This window comes from Tsukamurella pseudospumae (genome assembly GCF_001575195.1).
GTDB lineage: Bacteria > Actinomycetota > Actinomycetes > Mycobacteriales > Mycobacteriaceae > Tsukamurella > Tsukamurella pseudospumae.
In genome coordinates this window covers 299,392-325,621 of the sequence record NZ_LSRF01000058.1, presented here as the reverse complement: position 1 = coordinate 325,621, position 26,230 = coordinate 299,392, and the positions used below count along the sequence as shown (strand labels likewise).

The window sequence follows — 26,230 nt, the reverse complement described above, 5'->3', positions numbered from 1 at the left end:
GATCCGATAGTTAAGGATTCACTTCATGGATATTCGGCAGCTGCGGGTGCTGCGCGAGCTGGGCGATCTCGGGAGCGTGCGCGCGGTGGCCGATGCCATGCTGATCACCCCGTCGGCGGTGTCGCAGCAGCTCGCGCTACTGCAACGCAGCGTGGACGTGCCTCTGACGCGCCGCGAGGGCCGCAACCTCGTGCTCACCGACGCCGGGCGGGTCCTCGCCGACGCGGGCGCGTCCGTGATCCGAGCGATGGCCGACGCGCGCGCCGCCATCGGCGCCTTCCACGACGACCCGGCGGGCACGGTCGCGCTCAGTGCCTTCCACAGCGCCGGCCACGCGGTGTTCTCACGGCTCGTCGACCGCCTGCCGCCGGGCACCGACGGAGTGCCGCACCTGCGCCTGTCGGACGAGGACGTCTCCCAGCAGGAGTTCCCTGCGCTCACCGCACGGTACGACCTCGTGCTCGCCCATCGGATGGCGAACGGGCCCGCGTGGCCGCAGGATCGGGTGTCGGTGCTCCCGATGATCGAAGAGGCGCTCGACGTGGCGCTCCCCGCCGAGCACCCGCTCGCCGCCCGCGACGCCCTGCTGCCCGCGGATGTCGCGGACGAGCCGTGGGTCACCAGCCGCGCCGGCTACTCCCCCGCCGACGTGCTGGCCGCGGTGGTCGCTGTGACCGGCCGTCCGGCGCAGGTGGTGCACCGGATCAACGACTACTCCGCCGTCGCCGCGCTCGTGGCCGCCGGCGGCGTGATCGGGCTGCTGCCCCGGTACACCGCGCGGCAGGCGCTCGCGCCCGGCCTGGTGCTGCGGCCGCTGCGCGGCGTCGCCGCCGTCCGCACGATCGACGTGCTCGCCCGCCCCGAAGCGCTGCGCCGCCGATCGGTGATGACGGTGGCGGACACCTTGCGCGACATCCTCTCCGAGCTCACCGCGCCCCGGGCGTCCTGACGGGGCCCGGGGCACCGTCGGTCAGAGGATCGGGAGCGCGTCCAGCAGCGAGCCGACCAGGCCACCACCGGACGAGCCGCCCGACTCCGAGCCCGCGGACACGCTCGGGATCGAGGGTGATGCCGCTCCCGCGCCGGACGTCGAACCGGAGCCGGAGGTCGAGCCCGAGCCCGAGGTGGACGCGCCGCCGCCCGCCGTTCCCGTGCCGGATTCCGTGGCCGCACCGGCGGTTCGCGCACCGACCGACGCTCCGGACGTCTCGCGGTCCGAGCCGGGCGACGACGCCGCCCCGCTCGCCGCGTCCGCTCCTGCGGTGGTCCGGACGGTCGCGTCCGGTGCGGAACCGGAGCCCGACGGTGCGCCCTCGGCGGCGCCCGCGGTGCCGGCGGGAACCGCCCTGTTCGCTCCGCCCGACGGTGCCGTCGCCCGGCCCGTTCCACCCGCGTTCGCGCCGGGCGCGCCGCCGGTCCCGTTCGTGCCACCGGTCGCGTTCGTGCCACCAGCGCCGTTCACGCCGGCAACGCGTGGTGCTACGGCACCCGTCCCGCGGCCGTCCGCCGAACCCGCACCGCCCGAGCCGGAACCGGTCCCGTTCGCGGAGTTCGCGCCTGCCGAACCGCCCACACGGTTCGCACCGCCGCCGTTCGCACCGCCGCCGTTCGCACCGCCGCCGTTCGCACCGCCGCCGTTCGGGCCTCCGGCGGTCGGGCCGCCGACGCGGGCCGGAGCGGCCTGTGCCGGGGCGCCGCCCTGGCCGGCACCCCTCGGCGTGCCTGCGCCCGGCGCGCCGGAACCGCCTTGCGGCGCGATGTTTCCGCCGCCGGCAATGCCCGCTCCGCCGCCACGGCCCGCGACACCGGCCCCGGCCCCGGCTCCGGCTCCGGTCGCACGTCCGGCACCCGTGGTGCGCCCCGCGCCCGCGGTACCGCTGCCGGCGGCCGTGCCGCCGTTCGCGTTCCCGGCGCCCGGTACACCCGGCTGCACCGGAGCGGGGGGCTTCGCCGGGTCGCCACCGGCCTGCGCGGCGCCCGCACCGAGCCAGATCGAGCCCACCGCCACGGCGGCGGCCGCCGACGCGGTCATCCGCGTCACCGATACCGCGGTCCGATTGTTCCTACGATGCCGCCCTTGATACCTGGACATGAACTCTCCCGTTCTCCATTCGCGCAACGACCATTCCTTCGGGCGGGCGAGTATCGGAATGCGGACACGACCGATCGCCGCAACTCCCCGCGGAGCGCGGCGCATGCTTGAGATGCCTTGAAGACAAACGGAACTCGGAGGTGCTTTCTCCGCCTACAGAACTCGACCCACCTCTGAGGAAACACGAGTCACAGGAGGTTATCCAGGAAACCGGGGTAACGATAACGACACGATGCGAACGCGACCACAACCCGGAAAGGGCACGTTCTGCAACGTTGTTCCGCACCGTGAAGTGCGATCTATTTCGCATCAGTAATTTTTCGATCACATCGGACAACCGCGCTCATCACGCGGTTGCGAACACCGGATCGACCGCTTGCCGCAGCCGTCGCGACCGCACCCGGGCGCAGTGTCCTTTGCCATCGCCGCACCGATCGCGGCCGCCCGCCGGACAGCACTGCGCCCCCGCCGAGAACGGCGAGGGCGCAGTGCGTGTCGCGGAGCGACCGGGGGCTCAGCCCAGACGCTGCTTGAGCGCGTCCAGCTCGTCCTTCAGCCCGGTGGGTAGCTTCTCACCGACGAAGCCGAACCACTCGTCGATCGACGGCAGCTCACCGCGCCACTCGTCGACGTTGACGGCGAGGGCCTCGGCGACATCCTCGACCGGCGCGTCCAGACCGGTGAGGTCCAGCTCCTCCGGCGTCGCGACGATACCGATCGGCGTCTCCTTGCCCGCGGCGTTGCCCTCGATGCGATCGACGATCCACTTGAGCACGCGGCTGTTCTCACCGAATCCGGGCCACAGGAAGCGCTTGTCCTCACCGCGACGGAACCAGTTGACGTAGAACACCTTCGGCAGCTTGGACTCGTCGGCCTGCTTGCCGATCTCGAGCCAGTGCTCGAAGTAGTCGCCCACGTTGTAGCCCAGGAAGGGCAGCATCGCCATCGGATCGCGGCGGACGGTGCCCACCCTGCCCTCGGCGGCGGCGGTCTGCTCGGAGCCCACGGTGGCACCCATGAACACGCCGTGCTTCCAGTCGCGGGCCTGGGTGACCAGGGGCACCGTCGTCTTGCGGCGGCCACCGAAGAGGATGGCCGAGATGGGCACGCCCTGCGGGTCGTCCCACTCCGGGGCGATCGACGGGCACTGCGACATCGGGGTGGTGTAGCGCGAGTTCGGGTGCGCCGCGACGGTGACCGCACCGTCCTCGTTCTCGGCCGAGCTGGACTCCCAGTCCTGGCCCTTCCAGTCGGTGAGGTGCTGCGGAGCGGCGGACATGCCCTCCCACCAGACGTCGCCACCGTCGGTCTTGGCGACGTTGGTGAAGATGGTGTTGCCGGCCTCGATCGTCTTCATGGCGTTCGGGTTCGAGTCGTTCGACGTGCCGGGGGCGACGCCGAAGAAGCCGAACTCGGGGTTCACCGCGTAGAGGCGCCCGTCCTTGCCGAAGCGCATCCAGGCGATGTCGTCACCGACGGTCTCGGCGCGCCAGCCCGGCAGAGTGGGCTGGATCATCGCGAGGTTGGTCTTGCCGCAGGCCGACGGGAACGCGGCCGCGACGTAGTAGACCTTGTCCTCCGGCGAGATCAGCTTGAGGATGAGCATGTGCTCTGCGAGCCAGCCCTCGTCGTGCGCCATCGCGGAGGCGATGCGCAGCGCGTAGCACTTCTTGCCGAGCAGCGCGTTGCCGCCGTAACCCGATCCGTACGACCAGATCTCGCGGGTCTCCGGGAAGTGGGTGATGTACTTGGTCTCGCTGCAGGGCCACGGCACGTCGGCCTCACCCGGCGCGAGCGGCGCACCCACGGAGTGGATGCCCTTGACGAAGAAGCCCTCGTCGCCCAGCTTGTCGAGGACGGCCTGGCCCATGCGGGTCATGATCTTCATCGAGACCACGACGTACGCACTGTCGGTGAGCTCCACGCCCAGCTTCGGGTCCTCGGCGCCCAGCGGGCCCATGCAGAAGGGCACCACGTACATGGTGCGGCCCTGCATGCAGCCGCGGTACAGGTCCGTCATGGTGGCCCGCATCTCGGCGGGGCGCATCCAGTTGTTCGTGGGGCCCGCGGCCTCCTTGGTCTCCGAACAGATGTAGGTGCGCGACTCGACGCGCGCGACATCGGCCGGATCGGAGAGCGCGAGGAACGAGTTGGGCTTCTTGTCCTCGTTCAGCTTGGTGAACGTACCGGCCGCGACCATCTCGGACGTGAGACGGTCCCACTCCTCGTCCGAGCCGTCGGCCCACACGACGCGGTCGGGCTGCGTGAGCTCGGCGACCTCGCGCACCCACTCGATGAGCTGCGCGTGCTTCGTGGGGAGATCCCCCTCGAGACCGGGAATGGTGGCTGACGTCATATGTGTCATCTCCGAGAGTCGCAATCCGAACCTTTGGACCAGTGTCACACATCGGACAAGGTCACAGCACCGAGGGTGACGTGCTTCATCTCACACCACACGCCCGGTGCCACCGCGCCGACGGCCGCTCCCGCCTCACCCCACGTCGCCGCGGTCCATCAGGCGCCAGGCGCCGCCGGAGAACCGCCACGTCTCGAAGGTGCCGTTCGGCCGGATCCGGTGGTAGACGTCCGCGACGCCGTCCGCGTCGAGATCGGTGAAGACCGCGGTGCCGGACGCGTCCGTCAACGTGCCCGTGTCGACCAGCCCGTCACCGTCGGTATCGAGGGCGTGCACGTCGAACCACCCGCCCTCGGCGTGCACCCACAGCCCGCCGGGCGAGGGCCCCTCGGCGGGGACGGCACCGTCGAACAGCTCGGGCCCGAACGCTCCCCCGCCCGAGGGCCCGAACAGACCGAAATCATGGTCCATATGAATTAGACGCACCGGCCCCGGGATCGGTTCCCGATCCGCGTCCCCCGCCGGGATCGGTCGCCGGACCGCGCGCGATCCGCAGGGCGGCGTCGGCCTCCGCGGCCACGAGGGCCGCCGCCAGCTCCACCTCGACCCGCTGCCGGAACACCGCCGACGCCGCGTCCGCCCGGTTCCGGCGCTCCGCCCGCGCGGCCGTCCGACGACGCACTCGCAGCAGCCACACCGCCGCCGCGAGCCCCACCGCGAGGCTGATCGGCAGCGCCAGCCAGCGCACCCCGCCCAGCGCCTCCAAGGGTGCGGCCACGGCCCGGCCGATCCCGAGCCCCGCGGAAGCACCCAGCACGAGGACCGCCGCGTCCTCGGGGCCGCGGCGCCGCGCGGGCGCGGCCGGCGGATCGGCGCGGGGCAGCGACGGGGCAGCGGGCTCCGGCACCGCGGGCCAGCCCGCGAAGGTCCCGCGGTAGACCGCGCGCAGCTGCTCGCGCAACGACCGCTCCAGCTCCACGACCACGCCGTCGAGCCGCGCGCGGACATCACCGTCGTCGTCGAGACGCTCGTCGACGTCCTGGCGCAGGCGGAAGCCCTCCGCCGACGCCGCGAGCAGGGTCGCCCGCAGCCGGGCCACCGCCGCACGCAGGTACGCGGACCGGTCGGCGCGCTCCAGGGCCGGGTTCGACGGTGCCGCCCCCATCCGGGGCGGACGGGGCGCCGGCGGCGCGGGGTGCACCAACGCCTCGTGCAGCGCGTCGAAGCCGGCGCCCGAGTCCGGTTGGACCGCGAGCACGTCGGCCCCGAGGCGACGCGCCGAGGCGGCCGTCGTCTCCGCCGCGTCCGGGTAGACCTCGGCGCCGGTCGCGACGAGCACCGTCGACAGGCCGGCCCGCAGCCGGCCGAGCGCGGCGAGATCGACGGCGTCGGCCGGGACACAGGCGTCCAGCACGTACACGGCCACGTCGTGCGGGTCGCGGTACTCGCCGAGCGGGGTCAGCGCACCGTCGGCGCCGACGGCCGCCGCGTCGCCGCCCAGCCGGGCCGCCACGGCGACCGCGCCCGCCGGGTCCTGTCCCGCGACCAGGATCGTCACGACGCGCGCCCGAGCCGGTCGAGCAGGATCCGCTCGGCGTCGTCACGTCGAGCGCAGTCCGTCACGGCGACGATGCGCAGCAGGTCCTCGAACTCGGCCTCCCGGCGCTCCTCATGGCCGTCGAAGGCGGCAGCGAGCGGCGCCAGCAGGGCGTCGACGCCGCTCAGGTCGCGCAGGCCCGCGAGGAGCTCGTCGTCGGGCATCGACGGTGACCCGCGCAGCGCACCGATCGCGCAGGCCAGGCCGTAGCCGCCGAGCCTGGAGAGCAGCCCGACGTCCGTGCCGAGCGCCTCCCGGGCCGCGACGGCGGACTCCGGCAGCGCCAGGTCGGACTCCGCGAGGCGGCGCACGGCGGGCAGGTCGACGGGGTCGACATCGTCGAGCAGCGCCATCACGGGGATCACCGGGCGGCCCAGCACGTCACCGAGGCGTTCGGCGTAGGCGTCGGCGGCGCGCCACGAACCCGCAGCGTCGGCCCGCGTCCAGGCCACGACCGGCGGCGGGCCGGGCGATCCCGCGGCGAGATCGTCGAGCGCGGCCCGGTCGGTGGCGCGCAGGCCGCCCGCGAAGCAGTACAGGACCGCGTCGGCGGCACCGTCGGACAGCCCGACCGAGCGGGCGCGCAGGGCCGCACCCAGCACCGTCTTCCCGACGCCCTCGCGGCCGAGCACGCGGACGCACGGCGGACCCGTGCGCACCGACAGGTCTTCGAGCGCGCTCCGGACAGCCGATTCCCCCATGAGAGCCCCCACTCCCGGCCGGCGCCCCCGCGCCGGTCCCTATCGGGAGGGTACGAGCGCGTCGTCGTCCGCGGCGGGCGAATCACCCGATTGGTGTCCGCCGGCCACGAACGCCGCGAACACCGCACCGACCACGCAGATCCCCGCGGTCACCAGGAAGACCTCGCCGAACATGTGCGCGTACGCCTCCTGCGTCTGCCGGGCGACCGCCCGCACCGTCTCCGTGAAGTCGCCCTGCGGGACGATCGGCGGCATGGCGTTGACGATCGAGTTCAGGCGGTAGAAGCCGAAGGTGGTCAGCGCGGCGACGCCGATGAGCATGCCGCTCATCCGGGCGACCACGAGCAGGGCGGACGCGATACCGGCCTGCGAGAGCGGCACCGCGCGCAGCGCCGCCGACGACAGCGGGCCGATCACCACGCCGAGCCCGAAGCCGGCGATCGCCAGCGAGGTGTCCAGCGCGGGCAGGAAGCCCAGGTAGTGGGCGGAGAGCACGTCGGTGGGCCAGGTCGCGATGAGCAGGTAGCCGCCCGTCGCGACGAGCAGCCCGACCACCGACACGAGGCGGTCGCCCACGCGCGTCGCGAGGAAGCCGCCGAGGACGGCACCCACGGGCAGCGCCAGCAGGAACCGCACCAGGGTGAGCACCGCGGCCACCCCGTCGCGCTCCAGGACCGCGCGCGCGTAGATCTCGACGTCGACCAGCGTGACCATGAGCGCCGCGCCCGCGCACACCGACGCGGCGCACGAGGCCAGGAACGGGCGCACCCGCATGCCGGCGGTCGCGATGAGTTTGGTGAGCGCGAACTTCTCCCACAGGCCGAACAGCACGAAGGCCACCGCGGCACCCAGGAGCAGCCAGAGCCCGTTCGGCGGCAGGACGTGCTCGCCATCGGGCTCGGGGTTGTACAGACCGATCACCGACAGGCCCAGCGCGACGGCCAGCAGCAGCCCGCCGACGACGTCGACCTTCTCCTTCGACACGGCGCGCTTGGGCACCGTGACCTGCAGGAGCAGCATCGCGATGAGCGCCAGCGGCACGTTCACCCAGAACACCACGCGCCAGGCGTCGTCATGGGGCACCGACGCGAAGTGGTTGTGCACCAGCGTCACCACGCCCACGCCGACGACGGGGCCGAGCACGCTGCCGAGCTCCTGTGCCGCGCCCACCCAGCCGAGCACGGCGGCCCGTCGGCGCGCGGACCAGAGGTCGGCCGCCAGGGCCAGGGTCACGGGGAGCAGCGCGCCGCTCGCGACGCCCTGGACCACGCGGCCCACGAGGACCTCGGGAACGGTGTCCGCGAACGCGGTCACGATCGACCCGACGATGAACAGCGCGAGGCTCGCCTGCAGCACCAGGCGACGCCCGAAGCGGTCGGAGAGTCGTCCGAGCAGCGGCATGGCCGCGATGTACCCCAGGAGGTACCAGGTGATGATCGGCGTGGCGAGCTGGATCTTGTTGATCGGGATCTCGACGCTGCGCATGATGTCCTCGAGCACCGAGACCACCACGTAGGTGTCCAGCGCACCGAGGAGCACCGCGAGGCCCGCGGCGCCGATGGCCACGCCGCGCCCCCGGACCGCGCCGGACGCCTCCGACGGCGCCGTGAGCGTCACTTCGCGGTCTTCGGGTCCAGCAGGGTGACCCTCTTGCCCCAGTCCGAGAGCGTCACGATGAGCGTCCCGTTGTCGAAGCCCACGTTGGCGCGCACGAGGTTGTTCGGCGCGGCTTCCTGGACCCAGAAGGTCAGCGGCCGGTCGCCGAGGGCGGCCTTCGGGACGATGCCGGCGAGTGCCGTGCCCGGGATGATGCCGGAGATCCGGATGGCGTCGGTGCCGCCGATCTGCTCGCGGCCCTCGACCTTGGGCTCACGGACCGACGACAGGAGCTTCGCGATGCCCTTCTCGGGGTCCAGGATGGCCGAGGCGTCGTAGATGTCGGCGGCCAGGCCCATGTCCTGATACGCCTGCCCCGAACCGAACTGCGCCCACAGATGCGCGTCGACCACGACGAACTTGGCCTTGACCTGGGTGCCGTTGAAGGTGACCTCGGCATCGCCCTGGCCGGACACCTTGGGCTCGTTGGTGAGGTACGCGGCGACGCTCTTGACGGGCAGGTTCGGCACCGTGCCGTCGACCGAGAGGTCCAGCTGCACGTCGTGCAGGGCGCGGGCGGACGCCGCCGACGCGTCGATGATGGTCTTCGCGTCCGGCAGCGGGGCGTCGGACTGCTTCGCGTCGCTGCTCTTCGAGCACGCGGCGACGAGGCCGAACGCGGCGAGGAGGGCCACCATCAGGGTGGCCAGACGGAGCGCCGTGTGGCGAGTGTTACGCACGATCATGCGGCCAATGCTAGGTCACATCCGCAAAGCTGGGACGATGGAGAGCGTGCCCCAGTCTCAGGATCCCCGCGCCGAGCACCGTCGGCTGTACCCGCGAGTAACCAGTTTCCGCTCCCGCCGCGCCTCGCTCACTCCCGCTCAACAGCTGGCGATGGACACCGGCTGGGACACCCTGGGCCGGGACATCCCTCCTCCTCGGCCCGTCGAAGCGTTCCCGGCGGAGAACCCGGACGCACGGCCCGGCGCCACCCTCGCCTCCCCCCTCTCCGACGAGCAGCCCGACGGCGCCTTCCCGGCACCGTCGCACCCCTTGGACGCGGCGGCGTGGTTCGGGCGTGAGGCCCCGCTCGTCGTCGAGATCGGGTCGGGCACCGGCACGTCGACCTGGGCCATGGCACAGGCCGAGCCCGACCTGGACGTGGTCGCGGTCGAGGTCTACCTGCCCGGTATCGCCCAGCTGGTGGGAGCCGTGCAACGCGCGGATCTGACGAACGTGCGGGTCGTGCGGGGCGACGGTGTCGCGATGCTCGAGGACATGGTCGCCCCGGGCTCGCTCACGGGCGTGCGCGTGTACTTCCCGGACCCCTGGCCCAAGGCCCGTCATCACAAGCGCCGGCTGCTCTCCGAGCGCATGTTCGCGCTCATCGCGGATCGCCTGCGTGTCGGAGGGATTCTGCACGTGGCCACTGATCATGCAGACTATGCAGAGGCGATTGCGGAGACCGCACCCTCGGAGCCGCTCCTGCGGCCCGTGGCACTGCCCCCGCGCCTCGCCGACGCCGGCCTGCCGATCTCCGTCGACCGCCCGGTGACCAAGTTCCAGGACAAGGCCGCGCAGGTGGGCCGCGAGATCCACGAGTTCGTCTGGGAGCGCGTGGAGGAAGGAGAGGTGTCGTGACGAGTCCGACCGACGAGTCCGTCGTGACCGCCGATCCGGCCCGGCGCGTCCTGCTGGTGTGGGACGCGCCCAACCTGGACATGGGGCTCGGCTCCATCCTGGGCGGCCGGCCCACCGCGGCGCACCGCCCGCGCTTCGACGCGCTCGGGCGCTGGTTGCTGGAGTTCACGGCCACCCTGGAGTCGGACGGCGCGGCGAGCCGTGAATCCGGCACCGCACTCCGGCTCGAGCCCGAGGCCACCGTCTTCACCAACATCGCACCCGGCACCGCCGACGTGGTCCGCCCGTGGGTCGAGGCCCTGCGGAACGTCGGCTACGCGGTGTTCGCCAAGCCGAAGGTCGATGACGACAGCGATGTCGACGACGACATGCTCGATCACATCGACGTCCGGCGGTACTCGCCGGGACTCGGTGGGCTCGTCGTCGCCTCCGCGGACGGCCAGGCCTTCCGCGAGCCGCTCGAGGAGATCGCCGCAACCGGGGTCCCGGTCAAGGTACTCGGGTTCCGCGAGCACGCCGCCTGGGCGTTGGCTTCCCCTACTCTGGACTTCGTCGATCTCGAAGACATCGCCGGGGTGTTCCGGGAGCCGCTGCCACGCGTGAGCCTCGACGCGCTGCCCGACGAGGGTGCGTGGCTGCAGCCGTTCCGCCCCCTGTCTTCGCTACTTTCGAGCCGGGCCTAGCCCTAGAACCGGCCACCGGAAAGGATTTTTCGCTTGTTCGCAGCGATAGGACGCTTCAGTTACGCGTTCCGATACACGATCATCGCGGTCCTGTTCGTGACCATCGCCACCACCGGCGTCTGGGGCTTCCTCGGACTCGGGGCGAAGACCAAGATGAACGGTCTCTACGACGAGAACAGCGACTCGGTGGCGGCGGCACAGGTCACCGACCTGGCCAACGGTCGCGAGATGCAGCCCGACATCCTGGTGCTGATCAAGCCCGCCGAGGGCAAGAAGATCACCGACCCGGACGTCGAGAAGGCCGTCGAGCAGACCCGCCAGGACATCCTCGCGAAGTACGCCACCGGTGACGACTCGAAGCTGAACCCGACGAACGAGAAGGAACCGCAGGCGAGCTCGCTGAGCTACACGATGTTCGCCCCCGGAGGGCCGCAGGCGAACGACGCGCTGTTCAAGAAGTTCAGCCGCACCGACGCCAAGGGCGGCACGTGGGGCTTCTTCACGCTGCCCATGCGCTCGGCGGACGACACGCAGCGCGGCAAGGACTGGGTGGCGATCCAGCAGCCGTTGATGCGGATGCTGCAGTCCGACGCCAACAAGGCGGTCTTCACCGCGCAGGTCGGCGGCCTGGTCCCGGTGACCTCGGAGGTCACGGAGGGCGTCCAGAAGGACCAGAAGAAGGCCGAGATCATCGCCCTGCCGCTGGTCGCGATCGTGCTGTTCTTCGTCTACGGCGGCGTCGTCGCGGCGGTGCTGCCGATGATCATCGGCGTGCTGACCATCGGCGCGGCGATGGCCGTCGCCTCGGTGATGGCGGACTTCACCGACGTCAACCTGTTCGTCGGGCCCATCATCTCGCTGATCGGCCTGGGCATCGCCCACGACTACGGCCTGTTCATGGTGTCCAGATTCAGAGAGGAACTGGACGAGGGCTACGACACACCGACGGCGGTCAAACGCACGGTGATGACGGCCGGCAGAACGGTCATCATGTCGTCGCTGCTCATCGTGGCCGCGCTCGCCTGTCTGTACATCTCGCCGCTGGGCCTGCTCACCTCGATGGCCACCGGCGCGCTGCTCGGCGTGTTCATCGCCGCGCTGCTCTCGCTGACGCTGCTCCCCGCGATGCTCGCGGTGCTCGGCCCGAAGGTCTTCGCGCTCAGCTTCCACTGGTTCCTCACCATCTTCGACAAGTGGAACCTGCCGCTCATCGGCGGCGTCATCCATTGGGCCGCGGAGAAGACGGGCCGCGCGAAGACGAAGGCCAACATCGAGGCCGGCATGTGGGGCAAGGTGACCGATGCGGTCATGAAGCGCCCGAAGACCGCCATCGTCGGGGTCGTCACGCTGCTGCTCGCGATCTGCATCCCGATCGTCGGCCTCCAGTTCGGCGGCATCTCGCAGACCTACCTGCCGCCGGACAACAAGACCCGCATGGCTCAGGATCAGTTCCAGGAGCTGTTCCCGGACAACACCGGTCAGCCCGTCAAGATCGTCTTCACCAACGCCAGCGACGCCCAGATCAAGCAGGTCCTCGACGAGGCGAACAAGATCCCGGGCTTCACCCGCTCGAACCCCGCGGACCCGAACTCCGCGCGGTTCGGCGCCGCCGGAGATGCCGTGTCCACCGCCAAGGGCACCTCGAACAAGCTGGTCGTCCGCGGCCACGAGGTCTCGATCCGGACGTCGAGCGGCAGCATGCAGGACCCCAACGACACCGCAGCGGTCGGCGAGGCCCTGACCGCGTTGCGCGGCATCACGATGGACGGGGCCGACGCGAGCAAGGGCGTCGGGTTCCTGGTGGGCGGCATGCCGATCCTGCAGCAGGACTCGATCAACTCGATGTTGGACCTCCTGCCGGCCCTGATGCTGCTGCTGGTCCTGGTCACCACGATCGCGATGTTCCTGGCCTTCGGCTCGCTGACGCTGCCGATCAAGGCCGTGCTCATGTCGCTGCTGTCGCTGGGCTCGACGCTCGGCTTCCTGACCTGGATGTTCGTGGACGGTCACGGCGGCGACATCTTCAACTTCACCGGCGGGCCCATGATGGCGCCCGTGCTGGTGCTGGTGATCGCGGTGGTCTTCGGCCTCAGTACCGACTACGAGGTCTTCGTGATCTCCCGGATGATCGAGGAACGCGCGGCCGGCGCCACGACGAAGCAGGCGATCCGCGCCGGCACCGCGAACACCGGACGGATCATCACGGCGGCGGCCATCCTCCTCGCCTGCGTCGCCGCGGCGTTCGCCACGTCCGACCTGGTGATGCTCAAGTACGTGTCGTTCGGCCTGATGTTCGCGCTGCTCGTCGACGCGACCGTGGTCCGCATGGTGCTCGTCCCGGCCGTGATGAAGCTGCTCGGCGACGACTCCTGGTGGGCGCCGAACTGGATGCGCAAGATCCAGGAGGCCGTCGGCCTGGGCGAGACCTCCCTGCCCGCCGAGACCCGCGACGGCCGTCCGCTGTCGTCGGTCCGGCCCGCGACCGCGGGGCCCGGGAAGGCCGCACCGCAGGTCGTGGCGGCGGGTGTGCCGGTCGTGGCCGGCTCCGCATCGAGCCCGGCCGAGCACGCGATCCCGCCCGGCGCGGGCATGCCGCCGACCGACCGGCCGGCCCGCCCGACCCCGATGGGCCCCGGCCCCCGGCGTCCCGGACCGCCGCCCGGTTTCTCCGGCCGGATCGAGCTGCCACCGCGCCCCTCGGCGCCCACGCAGCGGCCGCCGCAGGACCCGCGCAGCTACCAGCAGCCGCTCCCCGGGCGCCGTCAGGGCCCGCCGCCCGGACAGTACGGCCCCGGTGGCCCGCGGCCCAGCGGCCAGATGCCGCGACCGCAGGGCCAGCGCCCGGGCGGTCCGCCCCCGGGTGGCCCGCAGGGCCAACGCCCGCCGTACCCGCCTCTCCCGCAGGGGCCGGGTGGGCCGCAGGGCCCGCGCCCCGGCGGCCCCCGCGACACCGGGCCCCAGCCCGGCCGGGACCAGGAGCGCTAGACCCGCCCCTGGTTCGACGGTGCCCCGCAGGACTCGATCCTGCGGGGCACCGTCGTATCCGGGGCCGCGAGGCGCGCGATGTCGGCGCACCGTCGTTCCCTTCGGGCCGGAGGTCCGAGAACGGCATGGTGATGGAGCGCCGTGCACGAGTAGGCTCCGTGTCCATGGCGGGGAGCGACCAGGACCTGGAGATCGCCGGGTACCGGGTGATCGAGCGGCTGGGCGCCGGCGGCATGGGCGAGGTCTACCTCGTCGCCCACCCGCGGCTCCCCCGGAGCGACGCGCTCAAGCTGCTCGACGGTGCCGTCTCCGCCAGCCCGGAGTTCCAGGCGCGGTTCATCCACGAGGCGGACCTACTGGCGCCGCTGTCGCACCCCAACATCGTGCACCTCTACGACCGCGGGCAGCTCGACGACGGCCGGCTGTGGCTGACCATGGAGTACCTCCAGGGCACCGACGCCAAACAGCTGCTGCGCGAGCAGGGACCGCTGGCGCTGGGCCTGGTCTCGGAGATCGTGAGCGGCGTCGCGGGCGCGCTCGACTACGCCTATCAGGATTTCGCCATCACCCACCGCGACGTCAAACCCGCCAACGTCCTGGTGCGGCTACGGGCGGGGCGGGCCGCCGCGGTCAAGCTCGTGGACTTCGGGATCGCCAAGGCCTCCACGGAGGCCACCTCGTTGACGGTGACCGGCACGACCGTCGGGACGCTGGGCTACCTGTCCCCCGAGGCGATCGGCGGCCTCGACCTGGACAACCGCACCGACCTGTACTCGCTGGCGACCGCCGCGTTCGAACTGCTCACGGGCGCAGCGCCGTTCACCGGCACGACCATCGCCGCCGTCATGGGCGCCCACCTCTACCAGCCGGTGCCGGCGGTGCAGGAGCGCGGACCGGGCCTCCCGCCGGAGCTGGACGCCGTCTTCCAGCGCGCGCTCGCCAAGGACCCCGGCGACCGGTTCGCGACGAGCGGCGAGTTCGCCGAGGCGCTCGCCGCGATCGCCGCCGCCTCCCCCGCGGCGCGCGCCGCGGCCCCGACCGTCGCGGACGACGACCCGGGCTACGCCGCGACGATGCTCCGCCCCGCCGAACCCGCCGCCGACGACGCCCCGACCACCGTCGCCCCGTCGGCCGCACCCACGGCACCGTCGGGTCGCGCACCGGTCGAGCTGCGGCGCGGCGAGACCGTGGACCTGCCGCACGCCGCGGAGCTGCTGCTACGCGTCGAGACGCCGCGCGTCCGAGCCGGCAGCGATCTGTTCGCACTGATCGTGGACCGCGACGAGCGGGTCCTCAGCGAGCAGCACATGGTGTTCTACAACAATCCGCGCGACCCCGACGGCATCGCGGCGCTCGCGCCCGGCGACGAGGCCGGCCTCGCCCTCGCTCCGCACGCGCTCCCTCCGGGTGCGCGGATCGTGGTCGCCGTCGCCACCGACGCGCCCGAACCCACCCGCCCGACGGTGCCGGCCGTCACCGTCGGGTGCGCCGACGGGACGTGGACGGTGCCGGCGGCCGGCGAACCGGGGCTGCGCGCGTCCGTCCTGTTCGAGGTGTACCACCGCGACACCCCGTCCGGAGACCGGGTGCTCCGGCTGCGCGCCGTGGCGCAGGGGTGGACCGACGGGGTGGCGGCTCTTGTCCGGAGCTACGGCGTCGAGGTCGACGAGGGCTGATCCGAGTCCGGATCGGCCTTCGGCTCCGACCCCGTGGGCGCCCGTCCGGCGGCACCGTCGGCCCGGGGTACTGAACCGGCCTGCCGGGGCTCCGCCTGCCGGGCCTCGTCCGCGGCGGCACGCTTGGCGGCCTGGCGCATCTCGAGGGCGTCTCCGACGGCGTCGCCGATCTCCCGAGCGACGTCCGCGACGGCGGTGGTGATGATGGTCGCGATGCGGCCGACGCGGATGGAGGTCGACTCGACGGCCTCCTGCGCCGCGTCCTTGCGCCGCTCGATCTTGCCCACTGCGACTCCTCCGTTGCGGTCCGGTGCGTCCGGCCTAGACCGACACCATCTCACGCTCGACGGCGCGCTGCCAGCCCGCCGCGGCCAGCGCCTTCGACGCGGCGTCCTCGTGACGGGCGCGCTCGATGGTCACGGCCAGGTCCGGCTCCTGCTTGGTCCAGCTGTTCGGCAGCGAGAGCTTGGCGATCTTCTTCCACGTCGACGTGAGCTGGCTGCGCAGCGAACCCGTGTTGTAGGGCAGGCCGAACTCCTCGCACGTCGCGCGCACCTCGGCGGCGACCTCCGGGTAGCGGTTCGCGGGGATGTCGGGGAAGAGGTGGTGCTCGATCTGGAAGCTGAGGTTGCCGCTCATGACGTGGAAGAGCTTGCCGCCGTCGATGTTCGCGGAACCGAGCATCTGCCGCACGTACCACTCGCCGCGGGTCTCCTCGGCCGTCTCCTCCTTGGTGAAGGTCTGCACGCCCGACGGGAAGTGGCCGCAGAAGATGATCGAGTACGACCAGATGTTGCGGATCAGGTTCGCCGAGGCGTTGCCCAGGAAGGTGAGCGGGAACAGCGGGCCGGTGAGCAGCGGGAAGATCACGTAGTCCTTGAGCACCTGCTTGCCGGCCTTGCGGCGCATGCCCGCCACGAGTTCCTTGATGTCGGACCACTTGCGGTTGCCCTTGACGATGTTCTCGGCCTCGAGGTCGTGCAGCATGACGCCCCACTGGAACAGCACCATCAACGCACTCGCGTAGGCGAGGTTGCCGAGGTAGTAGGGGTGCCACTTCTGCTCGGGCGCCATCCGCAGGATGCCGTAACCGATGTCGCGGTCCATGTCGAGGACGTTGGTGAAGGTGTGGTGCAGGTAGTTGTGGCTGTGCTTCCACTGATCGCCCGGGCACACGTTGTCCCACTCGAACTCGCGCGAGTTCAGGCCCGGCTCACGCATCCAGTCGTACTGGCCGTGCATGACGTTGTGGCCGATCTCCATGTTGTCCAGGATCTTCGACACGCCCAGCGCGCCGACGGCGACCGGCCACAGCGGCGGCAGGTACATCATCGCGCGGCCGGCGATCTCGAGCCCGCGCTGGTAGCGGACGATCTTGTAGATGTACTCGCGGTCCTTCTCGCCGAGGTCGGCGAGGACGCGGGCACGGATGGCGTCGAAGCGCTCGCCGATGATCTCGACCTGCTCGGCGGTGAGGGTGATCTGTTCGGTCATGATTTCTCCCCTGGGTCTGTGGTGCGGTGGCTAGAGCGCGATCTCGACGTCGCCGACGGGCGCGCTGATGCAGAGCTGGATGTGCTGGTCGGGTTCGGTGTCGGTCTCACCGGTGAGGACGTTGGTGGTGCAGCCGGACTTGCGCACGGCGGTGCAGGAGAAGCAGATGCCCATCCGGCAGCCGCTCTCGGGGAACAGGCCGGAGGACTCGGCCTGGTCGAGGATGGTGCGGCCGTCGTTGTCGACCTCGGTGCCCGCTTCCGTGAAGCGCAGGGTTCCGGTCGCCTCGCCCGACGGTGCCGACACCACCGGCGGGGTGAACTCCTCGACGCGGAGGTCGACGCCGGCGTCGGTGTACAGCTGTTTCGCGGCGTCCAGCAACGACGCGGGACCGCACGCGAGGCCGACGTCGCCGTAGCCCTCGAGCTGCCCGATGTGTTCGGCACCGAGGTGCCGGCCGCCCGCGCGGGTGTACACGTAGGTCACCGACACGTTGCCGAACCGGGCGAGCCGCTCCAGTTCCGCGCGGTACGGGTTGTCCGCCGAGTCGCGGCAGAAGTGCAGGAGCGCGACCTCGCCGTCGTAGTTCTCGTCGATGAGCGTGCGCAGGATCGAGAGTACGGGTGTGATGCCGCTGCCGCCGCTGATGAGGCGGATGCTTGCGGGGCGGTCGCCGGGTGTTCCGGGCAGGACGAAGGTGCCGCCGGCCGGCGTGAGGCCGAGCACGTCGCCCACGGCGAGGTTCTCGCGGAGGTGCTTGCTGACGTGCCCGTCGGCGTCGGCGGTCACGGTGAACTCGAGGTCGCCGTCGTGGTGCTGCGAGCTCGCGGGCGAGAAGCAGCGTGTCTGACGGACGCCGTCGATCACGGCGCTGACCTGGATGAACTGGCCGGCCTGGAAGCCCTCGAACTGGCGAGTGGGGGTCACACTGAAGGTGACGGTGCGGTCGGTGCGGCGACTGACGGCCGTGACGCGACCGCGGATCTCCGTCCAGGTGACCATCGGGTCGACGAGCTCGAGGTAGCGATCCACGGCGTGCGGGGTCAGCACGGCCTCGATGACGTTGCCGGCGAATCGGGTGAAGCGGCTCATGGCTGTGTTTCTCCGTTCAGTGCACGCTTGTACACTCACAGTATGCACGCAGACGTCCGCTCCCCGTCAAGGAGTTGTTCCGTGACCTCGGCCACAGCCTCCGCGACACCGTCCCGACGCAGGGGCGATAGACTCGAACCCATGCCCAGACCGACCCCGCGCGCCGTCGAACGGCACACCCCGGGGCCGTCGCGGGCGGAGGCCAAGGAACGCACGCGGCAGGCCCTTCTCGACGAGGCGCTGGCCCTGGCCGGTGAACGCTCGTTCGCGAGCCTGTCGCTGCGCGAGGTGGCGAAGGCCGCGGGCGTGGTGCCCACTGCCTTCTACCGTCACTTCGCCTCCATGGACGATCTCGGCGTCACCCTGGTCGAGGACGCCATGCGCGTGTTGCGTCGTATGCTCCGCGAGGGCCGGCGCGAGGGCGTCGCGCCGAGCGGCGCCGAGGCCGTCCGGATCGTCGCGAAGCAGGCCCGCGCCAACGACGCGGAGTTCCAGTTCCTGGTGCGTGAGCGTTACGGCGGTTCCCCCGAGCTGCAGCGGGCGATCGACGTCGAGCTGCGGCTGTTCGCCAAGGAGCTCACGCACGACCTGTCGCGGATCCCGCCGCTCAGCGAGTGGAGCGTCGAGGACCTCGACATGGTGGCGGACCTCTACGTGACGATCATGCTGGGTTTCGTCGCCGAGCTCGTGCGCATCGACGCGCGCAACAACCGCGACGAGGCCGAGCTCATCGACCGGACGTCCCGGCAGCTCACCGTCGTGGCCCTGGGCCTGGCCTCGTACCACCCGGCCGAGCGGTAGCGCACCGTCGCGCTGCGTTCCGGGCGCCCCCCGATTCGTCACACCCCCACCCCTTGGTCGACCGCTCCCCCTGATTCGTCGTAACCCCACCGGAACACCGGTCGTTCGGGTGGGGTTACGACGAATCGGGGGGCTCAAATCGCTCAGAAATCGCCGACGGTGCGCGACGATCGAAGCATGACCTCTCCCCAGACGCGCAGCGAGCACGACCTGCTCGGCGACATCGACGTTCCGGCCGACGCGTACTACGGCGCCCACACCGCCCGGGCACTGCTGAACTTCCCGATCACCGGTATCCCCATCGCCACCCACACCCACCTGGTGAACGCGTTGGCTGCGGTGAAACAGGCTGCGGCGTCGGCGAATCGCGAGCTCGGGCTGCTCGACGAGGAGAAGGCACGGGCGATCGTCGCCGCGTGCGAGCGGATCCGCGGCGGCGAGCTGCACGAGTGGTTCCTGGTCGACACCATCGCGGGCGGCGCCGGCACCTCGACCAACATGAACGCCAACGAGGTGATCGCCAACGCCGCCCTCGAGCACCTGGGCCGGCCCCGCGGCGAGTACACGACCCTGCACCCGCTCGACCACGTGAACCTCGGCCAGAGCACCAACGACGTCTACCCGACCGCCGTCAAGATCGCCCTGATCACGCAGTTGCGCGAGCTCCAGGAGGCGCTCACCGAGCTGCGCGGCGCGTTCGGCGCCAAGTCCGGGGAGTTCGCGGGGATCGTGAAGATGGGCCGGACCCAGCTGCAGGACGCGGTCCCCATGACGCTCGGGCAGGAGTTCGGCGCCTTCGCGACCACCCTCGGCGAGGACATCGTGCGCCTGCAGGAGGCCACGCGGCTGCTGCACGAGCTCAACATCGGCGGCACCGCCATCGGCACCGCGCTGAACTCCCATCCGGGCTACCGGGCGCGGGTGATCGAGCGGCTGCGCGAGGTCACGGGTGTCTACGAACTGATCGGCGCCACCGACCTCATCGAGGCGACGGCCGATGTCGGCGTCTTCGTCCAACTGAGCGGCGTGCTCAAGCGGATCGCGGTGAAACTGTCGAAGACCTGCAACGACCTGCGGCTGCTGTCCTCGGGTCCGCGCGCCGGGCTCAACGAGATCCACCTGCCGGCCGTGCAGGCCGGGTCGTCGATCATGCCCGGCAAGGTCAATCCCGTGATCCCTGAGGTGGTGAACCAGATCGCGTACGAGGTGATCGGCCACGACGTCACGATCACCATGGCCGCCGAGGGCGGGCAATTGCAGCTCAACGCCTTCGAGCCGATCATCGCCCGGTCGCTCGTGGAGTCGATCTCGCACCTCACGCGCGGGGCGCGGGTGCTCGGCGAGCGCTGCGTCGCCGGCATCACCGCCAACCGCGACCGGCTCGAGCGGATGGTCGCCGAGTCCATCGGTGTGGTCACGGCGCTGAGCCCCACGATCGGCTACGCCGCCGCGACCTCCGTCGCCGCCGAGGCCCTCGAGTCCGGGCGGGGAGTCGTCGAGATCGTCCGCGAGCGCGGCCTGCTCGACGATGCCGTGCTCGACTCCCTGCTCACCCCCGAGTACCTCACGGGCCATCCGCCGCTCGCACTCTCCCCGCAGTCCGACGGCGCCTGACGGTCCGGTCCGGCACGCGCCGCCGGCGGGTGCCGCTTTCTCAGCCGGCCCCACCGGCCCGATCCGCGCGGCCCGGGGGCGGTCGTAGCGACACGAACGCGACGATCCCCCCGATCACACAGAGCGCGGCGGAGACCAGCATCGCCCGGGCGAAGCCGCTCGCGAGGGAGGCTCCGCTCGGGTCGGTGATGCCCACCGCGAGCGGCAGGACGGCCACGGCGAGCAGGCCGGCGAACCGCGAGATCGCGTTGTTGGCACCGGAAGCGGCCCCGACGTACTCGGCGGGCACCGCGTCGAGCACCGTCGACGTGAGCGGCGCGACCGTCATCGCCATGCCCGACCCGAACACCAGGACGCCGGGCAGCACCCCGCCCCAGTAGCCCGCGCCCGGCACGACCCGCACCAGGAGGGCGAGGCCGGCCCCGGCGACCATCGGTCCGACGGTCATCAGCGCGCGGGGGCCGGTCCGCTGCGCGAGCGCGCCGATCCGCCCCGACAGGAGCGCCATGACGGCGGTGAAGGGAACGAACGCGAGACCGGCCTCCAGGGCTGAGTAGCCGAGGTTCGTCTGCAGGTGCAGCGACAGCAGGAACAGCGCGCCGCCCAGCCCGGTGTAGACGGCGAGGGTGACGATGTTCGTTCCGCTGAACCGCGCCGATCGGAACAGGTGCATCGGAACGAGCGGGTCCGCCGCGCGGTGTTCGACGACGGGGAACGCGGCGAGGGCCGACACCCCGATGGCGAGGGCGAGCAGGACGATCGGCGTCCAGCCCTGCACCGGGGCCTCGATCATCGCGAAGGTCGCGCCGCCCAGGCCGATCGTGATGCAGGTCGCGCCGGCCACGTCGAGCCCGCCCCGCACCCGCGTCGGACGGATCCGCGGCACGTGGCGAACGGTCAGGGCCAGGGCCGCCGCTGCGAGCGGCACGTTGATCAGGAACACCCAGCGCCACGACGCCGAGTCGACGAGCCATCCCCCGACGAACGGCCCGATCGCGGACGAGACGCCGCTCAGCCCGGCCCACACGCCGATCGCCCGCCCCCGGTCCTCGGCGCGGATCACGGTGTCGATCAGCGCGAGGCTGTTGGGCACCAGGAGCGCGCCGCCGATGCCCTGCACCACGCGCGCCGCGATCAGGATCTCGCCGGTGGGGGCGAACCCGCACGCGATCGACGCGAGCGTGAACACCGCCAGGCCGGACAGGAAGACGGTGCGCCGGTCGTACCTGTCGCCGAGTGCGCCGCCCAGCAGGAGCAACGCACTGAGGGTGAGCAGGTACCCGTCGAGCACCCACTGCAGCATCGACAGTCCGCCGCCGAGGTCCCGCCCGATCGCGGGCAGCGCCACGTTGACCACCGAGCCGTCGAGGAAGGCGACGCCGGAGCCGAGGACCGCGGCGGCCACCAGCCACCGGCCGGGCGGCGATGCCAGTGCCAGCCGCTGGGTCGGGCCACCCGCGTCACCGGACACGACGGCGTGGTCCGGGGCGGATCTCCTTCGGCGCAACCTCACGCACAACCACCTCTCCGGGAGCCGAACCGCGGCCCGACGAGCGGACCACGTCCATGGTCGCATCAGTCGACGGACCGCACCATCGGCTCTGTCCGCCACTGCACGATGTTCGTCGCGGCGTAGGGTCCGGGGCATGACGGGACCAGGTCCGGGTGGCCGGGGCGGTATGCGGGCTATCGACGAGGATGCGGTGCGGGTGCAGAACGCCGCGGCTCCCGATGTGGCCCACCTCGGACGGCGGATCGTCGCCCTGTTCGCGCCGTACAGAGCGCAGATCATCATCACGTGCGCGCTCGTGATGATCACCGCCGCGATCGGCGTCGTTCCCCCGCTGTTGGTGGAGCGGGTGTTCGACGACGCCCTCTTCCCGAAGGCCGGCACCCCGTCGATGTCCCTGCTGATGTGGCTGGTGCTGGGCATGATCGGCCTGTACCTCGTCGCAGCGCTCCTCAACGTCCTCCAAGCGTGGTTCACCGCGACCATCGGCAATCGCATCACCGGCGATCTGCGGGTTCAGCTCTTCGAGCACCTCCAGTCGATGGAGCTGGGGTTCTTCACCCGCACCAAGACCGGGGTCATCCAGTCACGTCTGCAGAACGACGTGGGTGGCGTGTCCGGAGTGCTGACCTCCACCGTCACATCGATTCTCGGCAACGTGGTGACGGTGATCGCGTCGCTGGTGGCCATGGTGCTCATCGACTGGCGACTGACGCTCGTGTCCGTCGCGATCATGCCGATCCTGACCCTGGTGCAGCGGCGCGTCGGGCGGGTCCGCGCGAAGATCGCCGGCCGAACGCAGGAATCGCTGTCGGAGCTGACGGCGATCACGCAGGAGACGCTGAGCATCTCCGGCGTCCTGCTGTCCAAATCGTTCAACCGGCAGCGCACCGAATCCGTTCGCTACCAGCGGGAGAACGCCAACCAGATCGACCTGCAGGTACAGCAGGCGATGAGCGGTCAGACCTTCTTCGCGGTCGTTCAGGTGCTCATGTCGTCCGTGCCCGCGGTGATCTACCTGATCGCGGGATTCCTGCTCACCGGCGATCAGGGTGGCGGGATCACGGCGGGCGCGATCGTCGCCTTCACGACTGTCCAGGCGCGCTTGCTGCAACCCCTGGTATCACTGATGCGCGTCGCGCTCGATGTCCAGACCTCCCGGGCACTGTTCGCGCGGATCTTCGAGTATCTCGACCTGGTCCCCCAGATCGAAGACGACCCGGACGCGATCGACGCCTCGAACGCGCCCGGGCCCCGCGGGAGCATCGCCCTCGAGGAGGTCACCTTCCGGTTCCCGGACGCTGCGGACGACAGCCGACCCACCTTGGACGACATCAGCTTCCGGGTCGAGCCCGGGCAGCACGTCGCGCTGGTGGGACCGTCGGGATCCGGTAAGTCCACGATCCTCTACCTGATCCCACGTCTCTACGACGCCACGTCGGGGGCGGTCCGATTCGACGGCGCGGACGTCACCACGCTCACTGCGGCGTCGATCATCGACGAGGTCGGCATCGTCGCTCAGGAGACCTACCTGTTCCACGCCACCATCGCCGACAACCTGCGCTACGCGAAGCCCGATGCCACCGACGAGGAACTCCGGCAGGCGTGCATCGCCGCCAACATCGACCACATCATCACCGGCTTCGAGCAGGGCTACGACACCATGGTCGGGGAACGCGGGTACCGGCTCTCCGGTGGCGAGAAACAACGCATCGCGATCGCACGGGTACTCCTCAAGGATCCCCCGGTCTTGCTGCTCGACGAGGCGACGTCCGCGCTGGACACGGTGTCGGAACGCGTGGTCCAGGAGGCGCTCGACACCGTCGCCCACGGCCGCACGACGATTACTGTCGCGCACCGCCTTTCCACCATCGTCGACTCGGACGTCATCCTCGTCGTCGACGCCGGCCGGATCGTCGAATCCGGCACGCACACCGAGCTCATGGCGCGGAACGGCCTGTACACCGAGCTCGCCGAGCAGCAACTCGCGGCAGCGCGCATCGACGGCGCCAGCTCCCGCGACCAGGCTCCCCTGCCCGGCCGCCGCGCGGACCGATGCCCCGAGTTCGACGACCTCGCGCATGCTGTTGCGGAGCTCATCACGCCCATTCTCGATGCCCGAGCACCCGTCCGTCCGGTGGGTTCCGAATCCGAGTGGCCGCCCGCGATCCAGTAGTCGGCTGTGCGAGACCGCCCTTGATCTATACCCCCTAGGGGTATATCGTCGGCGTCATGGAACACGACCACGGCGCCGGCACCACGCACGCCGCACACGACATGACGGCGCACACGGGGCACGACATGCCCGGGCACGACATGGCAGCCATGCCCGGGATGGACCACTCCGGCCACGGTGGCCATGCAGGCCACGGCGACCACGTCGCGCAGTTCCGGCGACTGTTCTGGATCATGTTGGTGCTCGCCGTTCCGACGGTCGCGCTGTCGGACATGTTCGCGATGATCCTGGGCTACTCACTCCCGGACGTACCCGGTCTGCGGTGGGTCTCGCCGGCGCTCGGCACCGTCATGTACGTGTGGGGCGGCAAGCCCTTCCTGACGGGGGCCGTCTCGGAGATCAAGGCCCGCAAGCCCGGCATGATGCTGCTGATCGGGCTGGCGATCACCGTCGCCTTCGTCGCGTCCTGGGGCGCCTCGCTGAGCATCCTCGACCACCAGCTCGACTTCTGGTGGGAGCTGGCGCTTCTCATTGTGATCATGCTGCTGGGCCACTGGATCGAGATGCGCTCGCTCGCGCAGACCACCTCCGCGCTGGACTCGCTCGCCGCGCTCCTGCCGGACGAGGCGGAGCGGGTCGACGGGGCCACCATCGTCACCGTCGCACCGTCGGAGCTGCGCGTGGGCGATGTCGTGGTGGTGCGCCCGGGCGGCTCGGTCCCCGCGGACGGCGTCGTCGTGGACGGTACTGCGGCGCTGGACGAGTCGATGATCACCGGCGAGTCGCGCACCGTCGAGCGGACCCTCGGCGATCCCGTTACGGCGGGCACCGTCGCCACCGATTCCGGTCTGCGCGTGCGGGTCACGGCGATCGGCGACGACACCGCCCTCGCCGGCATCGGCCGGCTGGTCGCCCAGGCGCAGAACTCGACCTCCCGCGCCCAGCGGCTGGCCGACCGCGCCGCGGGCTGGCTGTTCTGGTTCGCGCTGGGCGCGGCCGCGATCACGGCGGCCGTGTGGTCGGCGCTGGGGATGCCCGACGACGCCGTGGTCCGCACCATCACGGTGCTGGTGATCGCGTGCCCCCACGCACTGGGTCTGGCGATTCCGCTGGTGGTCAGCATCGCCACCGAGCGCGCGGCGAAGGGCGGTGTGCTGGTGAAGGATCGGCTGGCACTCGAGAGCATGCGCACCGTCGACGCCGTGCTGTTCGACAAGACCGGCACCCTCACGCGGGGCGAGCCGACCGTCACCGAGATCAGTGCGGTGTCGGGCGACGACGACGCCGTCCTCACCCTCGCCGCCGCGGCGGAGGCCGATAGCGAGCACCCGCTGGCCCGCGCGATCATCCGCGCCGCCGCGGACCGCGGCCTGACGGTGCCCGCCGCCACCGACTTCAGCAGCTCTCCGGCCGTGGGCGTCACGGCGACGGTCGACCGTGCGACGATCCGCGTCGGCGGCCCGCACCTGCTCGCCGAGGAAGGCGCGCAGGAACTTCCGGTCGCGAACGCCTGGCGCGCGCACGGCGCGATCATCCTGCACGTGCTCCGCGACGGCGACGTGCTCGGCGCGCTGGCGTTGGCGGACGAGGTGCGGCCGGAGTCCCGCGAGGCCGTCGACGCGCTGCACGCCCTCGGGATCCAGGTGGTCATGATCACCGGCGACGCGGAAGCCGTGGCCCGCACCGTCGCCGACGACCTCGGGATCGACCGCGTCTTCGCCGGCGTGCGCCCGGAGGACAAGGCGGCCACGGTCGCCGAGCTGCAGCACGAGGGCCGGCGGGTCGCGATGGTCGGCGACGGCGTCAACGACGCGCCGGCGCTGGCGCAGGCGGACGTGGGCCTGGCCATCGGCGCGGGCACCGACGTGGCGATCGCCTCCGCGGGCGTCATCCTCGCGAGCGACGACCCCCGGTCCGTGCTGTCGGTGATCGAGCTGTCGCGGGCCTCGTACCGCAAGATGCAGCAGAACCTGTGGTGGGCGGCGGGATACAACCTGATCTCGGTCCCGCTCGCCGCCGGAGTGCTCGCACCGATCGGTTTCGTGCTGCCCATGTCGGTGGGCGCGATCCTGATGTCGCTCTCGACGGTGGTGGTGGCGCTCAACGCGCAGCTCCTCCGCCGCCTGGACCTGCGTCCGCAGGCTGTGACCGCGAAGCTCGTGGGGACCCGACCCGCTCGGCCGTGACGCCGGTGCACACGCGAGACGATCGCT

The 26,230-nt window shown here is 71.3% G+C and carries 20 protein-coding genes; 9 read left to right on the top strand and 11 right to left on the bottom strand.

Annotated elements, in window-relative coordinates:
• The first annotated feature begins 25 nt into the window (after nucleotides 1-25).
• Entirely contained in the window at nucleotides 26-949 is a 924-nt protein-coding gene (locus AXK60_RS19915) for a LysR family transcriptional regulator (RefSeq protein WP_068573786.1), read from the top strand.
• Nucleotides 950-970: 21 nt separating this feature from the next.
• On the opposite strand, the gene AXK60_RS19910 is transcribed toward AXK60_RS19915, so the two are convergent.
• The 7 genes from AXK60_RS19910 to AXK60_RS19880 all read right to left on the bottom strand — a co-directional run bounded on the left by AXK60_RS19910 (nucleotide 971) and on the right by AXK60_RS19880 (nucleotide 9,088).
• Nucleotides 971-2,032, bottom strand: coding sequence for a hypothetical protein (locus AXK60_RS19910; RefSeq protein WP_068573784.1), 1,062 nt, complete (start codon nucleotides 2,030-2,032; stop codon nucleotides 971-973).
• Between the two features lie 574 nt (nucleotides 2,033-2,606).
• Nucleotides 2,607-4,448, bottom strand: coding sequence for a phosphoenolpyruvate carboxykinase (GTP) (locus AXK60_RS19905; RefSeq protein WP_068573783.1), 1,842 nt, complete (start codon nucleotides 4,446-4,448; stop codon nucleotides 2,607-2,609).
• 135 nt (nucleotides 4,449-4,583) lie between these two features.
• Nucleotides 4,584-4,919, bottom strand: a complete 336-nt coding sequence (locus AXK60_RS19900) for a DUF6802 family protein (RefSeq protein WP_068573781.1) — start codon at nucleotides 4,917-4,919, stop codon at nucleotides 4,584-4,586.
• The gene (locus tag AXK60_RS19895; RefSeq protein ID WP_068573779.1) at nucleotides 4,909-6,006 is read right to left on the bottom strand and encodes a hypothetical protein; all 1,098 of its coding nucleotides are present in this window, start codon (nucleotides 6,004-6,006) and stop codon (nucleotides 4,909-4,911) included. Before AXK60_RS19895 ends, AXK60_RS19900 begins: the two co-directional genes overlap by 11 nt.
• Complete coding sequence (locus tag AXK60_RS19890; protein WP_139058056.1) at nucleotides 6,003-6,746, bottom strand: hypothetical protein; 744 nt, start codon at nucleotides 6,744-6,746, stop codon at nucleotides 6,003-6,005. Before AXK60_RS19890 ends, AXK60_RS19895 begins: the two co-directional genes overlap by 4 nt.
• A 39-nt stretch (nucleotides 6,747-6,785) precedes the next feature.
• Nucleotides 6,786-8,363, bottom strand: coding sequence for an MFS transporter (locus AXK60_RS19885; protein ID WP_068573775.1), 1,578 nt, complete (start codon nucleotides 8,361-8,363; stop codon nucleotides 6,786-6,788).
• On the bottom strand, nucleotides 8,360-9,088 hold the full coding sequence (locus AXK60_RS19880) for an LppX_LprAFG lipoprotein (protein WP_068573773.1): 729 nt from the start codon (nucleotides 9,086-9,088) through the stop codon (nucleotides 8,360-8,362). Before AXK60_RS19880 ends, AXK60_RS19885 begins: the two co-directional genes overlap by 4 nt.
• Nucleotides 9,089-9,125: 37 nt before the next feature.
• Here AXK60_RS19880 and trmB point away from each other — a divergent pair, with 37 nt between their 5' ends.
• The 4 genes from trmB to AXK60_RS19860 all read left to right on the top strand — a co-directional run bounded on the left by trmB (nucleotide 9,126) and on the right by AXK60_RS19860 (nucleotide 15,330).
• Nucleotides 9,126-9,986, top strand: coding sequence for a tRNA (guanosine(46)-N7)-methyltransferase TrmB (trmB, locus tag AXK60_RS19875; RefSeq protein ID WP_068982555.1), 861 nt, complete (start codon nucleotides 9,126-9,128; stop codon nucleotides 9,984-9,986).
• On the top strand, nucleotides 9,983-10,669 hold the full coding sequence (locus AXK60_RS19870) for an NYN domain-containing protein (protein WP_068573768.1): 687 nt from the start codon (nucleotides 9,983-9,985) through the stop codon (nucleotides 10,667-10,669). The genes trmB and AXK60_RS19870 overlap by 4 nt, the downstream gene beginning before the upstream one ends.
• 33 nt (nucleotides 10,670-10,702) lie before the next feature.
• On the top strand, nucleotides 10,703-13,654 hold the full coding sequence (locus tag AXK60_RS19865; protein ID WP_068573766.1) for an MMPL family transporter: 2,952 nt from the start codon (nucleotides 10,703-10,705) through the stop codon (nucleotides 13,652-13,654).
• A gap of 164 nt (nucleotides 13,655-13,818) precedes the next feature.
• A complete protein-coding gene (locus AXK60_RS19860) occupies nucleotides 13,819-15,330 on the top strand; it encodes a protein kinase domain-containing protein (protein ID WP_068573764.1) in 1,512 nt (503 codons plus the stop codon).
• Here the strand turns inward: AXK60_RS19860 and AXK60_RS27705 are convergent.
• The 3 genes from AXK60_RS27705 to AXK60_RS19845 are packed head-to-tail and all read right to left on the bottom strand — an operon-like array spanning nucleotide 15,303 to nucleotide 17,916.
• Complete coding sequence (locus tag AXK60_RS27705; RefSeq protein WP_231855459.1) at nucleotides 15,303-15,617, bottom strand: hypothetical protein; 315 nt, start codon at nucleotides 15,615-15,617, stop codon at nucleotides 15,303-15,305. The two genes, AXK60_RS19860 and AXK60_RS27705, sit on opposite strands and share 28 nt — an antisense overlap.
• A gap of 34 nt (nucleotides 15,618-15,651) precedes the next feature.
• The gene (locus AXK60_RS19850; RefSeq protein WP_139058055.1) at nucleotides 15,652-16,824 is read right to left on the bottom strand and encodes a fatty acid desaturase family protein; all 1,173 of its coding nucleotides are present in this window, start codon (nucleotides 16,822-16,824) and stop codon (nucleotides 15,652-15,654) included.
• A 30-nt stretch (nucleotides 16,825-16,854) separates the two neighbouring features.
• Nucleotides 16,855-17,916, bottom strand: a complete 1,062-nt coding sequence (locus AXK60_RS19845; RefSeq protein WP_068573759.1) for a flavin reductase family protein — start codon at nucleotides 17,914-17,916, stop codon at nucleotides 16,855-16,857.
• 141 nt (nucleotides 17,917-18,057) lie between these two features.
• On the opposite strand from AXK60_RS19845, the gene AXK60_RS19840 reads away from it, so the two are divergent.
• Both AXK60_RS19840 and AXK60_RS19835 read left to right on the top strand, forming a co-directional pair.
• Nucleotides 18,058-18,717, top strand: coding sequence for a TetR family transcriptional regulator (locus tag AXK60_RS19840; protein ID WP_068573757.1), 660 nt, complete (start codon nucleotides 18,058-18,060; stop codon nucleotides 18,715-18,717).
• Nucleotides 18,718-18,894: 177 nt separating this feature from the next.
• On the top strand, nucleotides 18,895-20,331 hold the full coding sequence (locus AXK60_RS19835; protein WP_068573755.1) for an aspartate ammonia-lyase: 1,437 nt from the start codon (nucleotides 18,895-18,897) through the stop codon (nucleotides 20,329-20,331).
• Between the two features lie 40 nt (nucleotides 20,332-20,371).
• Here the strand turns inward: AXK60_RS19835 and AXK60_RS19830 are convergent, their stop codons facing one another.
• The gene (locus AXK60_RS19830) at nucleotides 20,372-21,844 is read right to left on the bottom strand and encodes an MFS transporter (protein ID WP_231855458.1); all 1,473 of its coding nucleotides are present in this window, start codon (nucleotides 21,842-21,844) and stop codon (nucleotides 20,372-20,374) included.
• A gap of 133 nt (nucleotides 21,845-21,977) precedes the next feature.
• Here AXK60_RS19830 and AXK60_RS19825 point away from each other — a divergent pair, with 133 nt between their 5' ends.
• Nucleotides 21,978-24,017: an ABC transporter ATP-binding protein gene (locus AXK60_RS19825; protein WP_068573751.1), complete on the top strand. Its 2,040-nt coding sequence runs from the start codon at nucleotides 21,978-21,980 to the stop codon at nucleotides 24,015-24,017.
• Nucleotides 24,018-24,073: 56 nt separating this feature from the next.
• A complete protein-coding gene (locus AXK60_RS19820) occupies nucleotides 24,074-26,203 on the top strand; it encodes a heavy metal translocating P-type ATPase (protein WP_082778141.1) in 2,130 nt (709 codons plus the stop codon).
• Nucleotides 26,204-26,230: the final 27 nt, after the last annotated feature.

Excerpts from the sequence above, each read along its gene's own strand:
- trmB (WP_068982555.1), top strand. The coding sequence starts at position 9,126 with ATGGAGAGCGTGCCCCAGTCTCAGGATCCCCGCGCCGAGCACCGTCGG.
- AXK60_RS19860 (WP_068573764.1), top strand. The coding sequence starts at position 13,819 with ATGGCGGGGAGCGACCAGGACCTGGAGATCGCCGGGTACCGGGTGATC.
- AXK60_RS19820 (WP_082778141.1), top strand. The coding sequence starts at position 24,074 with ATGGAACACGACCACGGCGCCGGCACCACGCACGCCGCACACGACATG.
- AXK60_RS19900 (WP_068573781.1), bottom strand. The coding sequence starts at position 4,919 with ATGGACCATGATTTCGGTCTGTTCGGGCCCTCGGGCGGGGGAGCGTTC.
- AXK60_RS19905 (WP_068573783.1), bottom strand. The coding sequence starts at position 4,448 with ATGACGTCAGCCACCATTCCCGGTCTCGAGGGGGATCTCCCCACGAAG.
- AXK60_RS19840 (WP_068573757.1), top strand. The coding sequence starts at position 18,058 with ATGCCCAGACCGACCCCGCGCGCCGTCGAACGGCACACCCCGGGGCCG.
- AXK60_RS19845 (WP_068573759.1), bottom strand. The coding sequence starts at position 17,916 with ATGAGCCGCTTCACCCGATTCGCCGGCAACGTCATCGAGGCCGTGCTG.
- AXK60_RS19835 (WP_068573755.1), top strand. The coding sequence starts at position 18,895 with ATGACCTCTCCCCAGACGCGCAGCGAGCACGACCTGCTCGGCGACATC.
- AXK60_RS19850 (WP_139058055.1), bottom strand. The coding sequence starts at position 16,824 with ATGACCGAACAGATCACCCTCACCGCCGAGCAGGTCGAGATCATCGGC.
- AXK60_RS19890 (WP_139058056.1), bottom strand. The coding sequence starts at position 6,746 with ATGGGGGAATCGGCTGTCCGGAGCGCGCTCGAAGACCTGTCGGTGCGC.
- AXK60_RS19825 (WP_068573751.1), top strand. The coding sequence starts at position 21,978 with ATGACGGGACCAGGTCCGGGTGGCCGGGGCGGTATGCGGGCTATCGAC.
- AXK60_RS19880 (WP_068573773.1), bottom strand. The coding sequence starts at position 9,088 with ATGATCGTGCGTAACACTCGCCACACGGCGCTCCGTCTGGCCACCCTG.
- AXK60_RS19915 (WP_068573786.1), top strand. The coding sequence starts at position 26 with ATGGATATTCGGCAGCTGCGGGTGCTGCGCGAGCTGGGCGATCTCGGG.
- AXK60_RS19910 (WP_068573784.1), bottom strand. The coding sequence starts at position 2,032 with ATGACCGCGTCGGCGGCCGCCGCCGTGGCGGTGGGCTCGATCTGGCTC.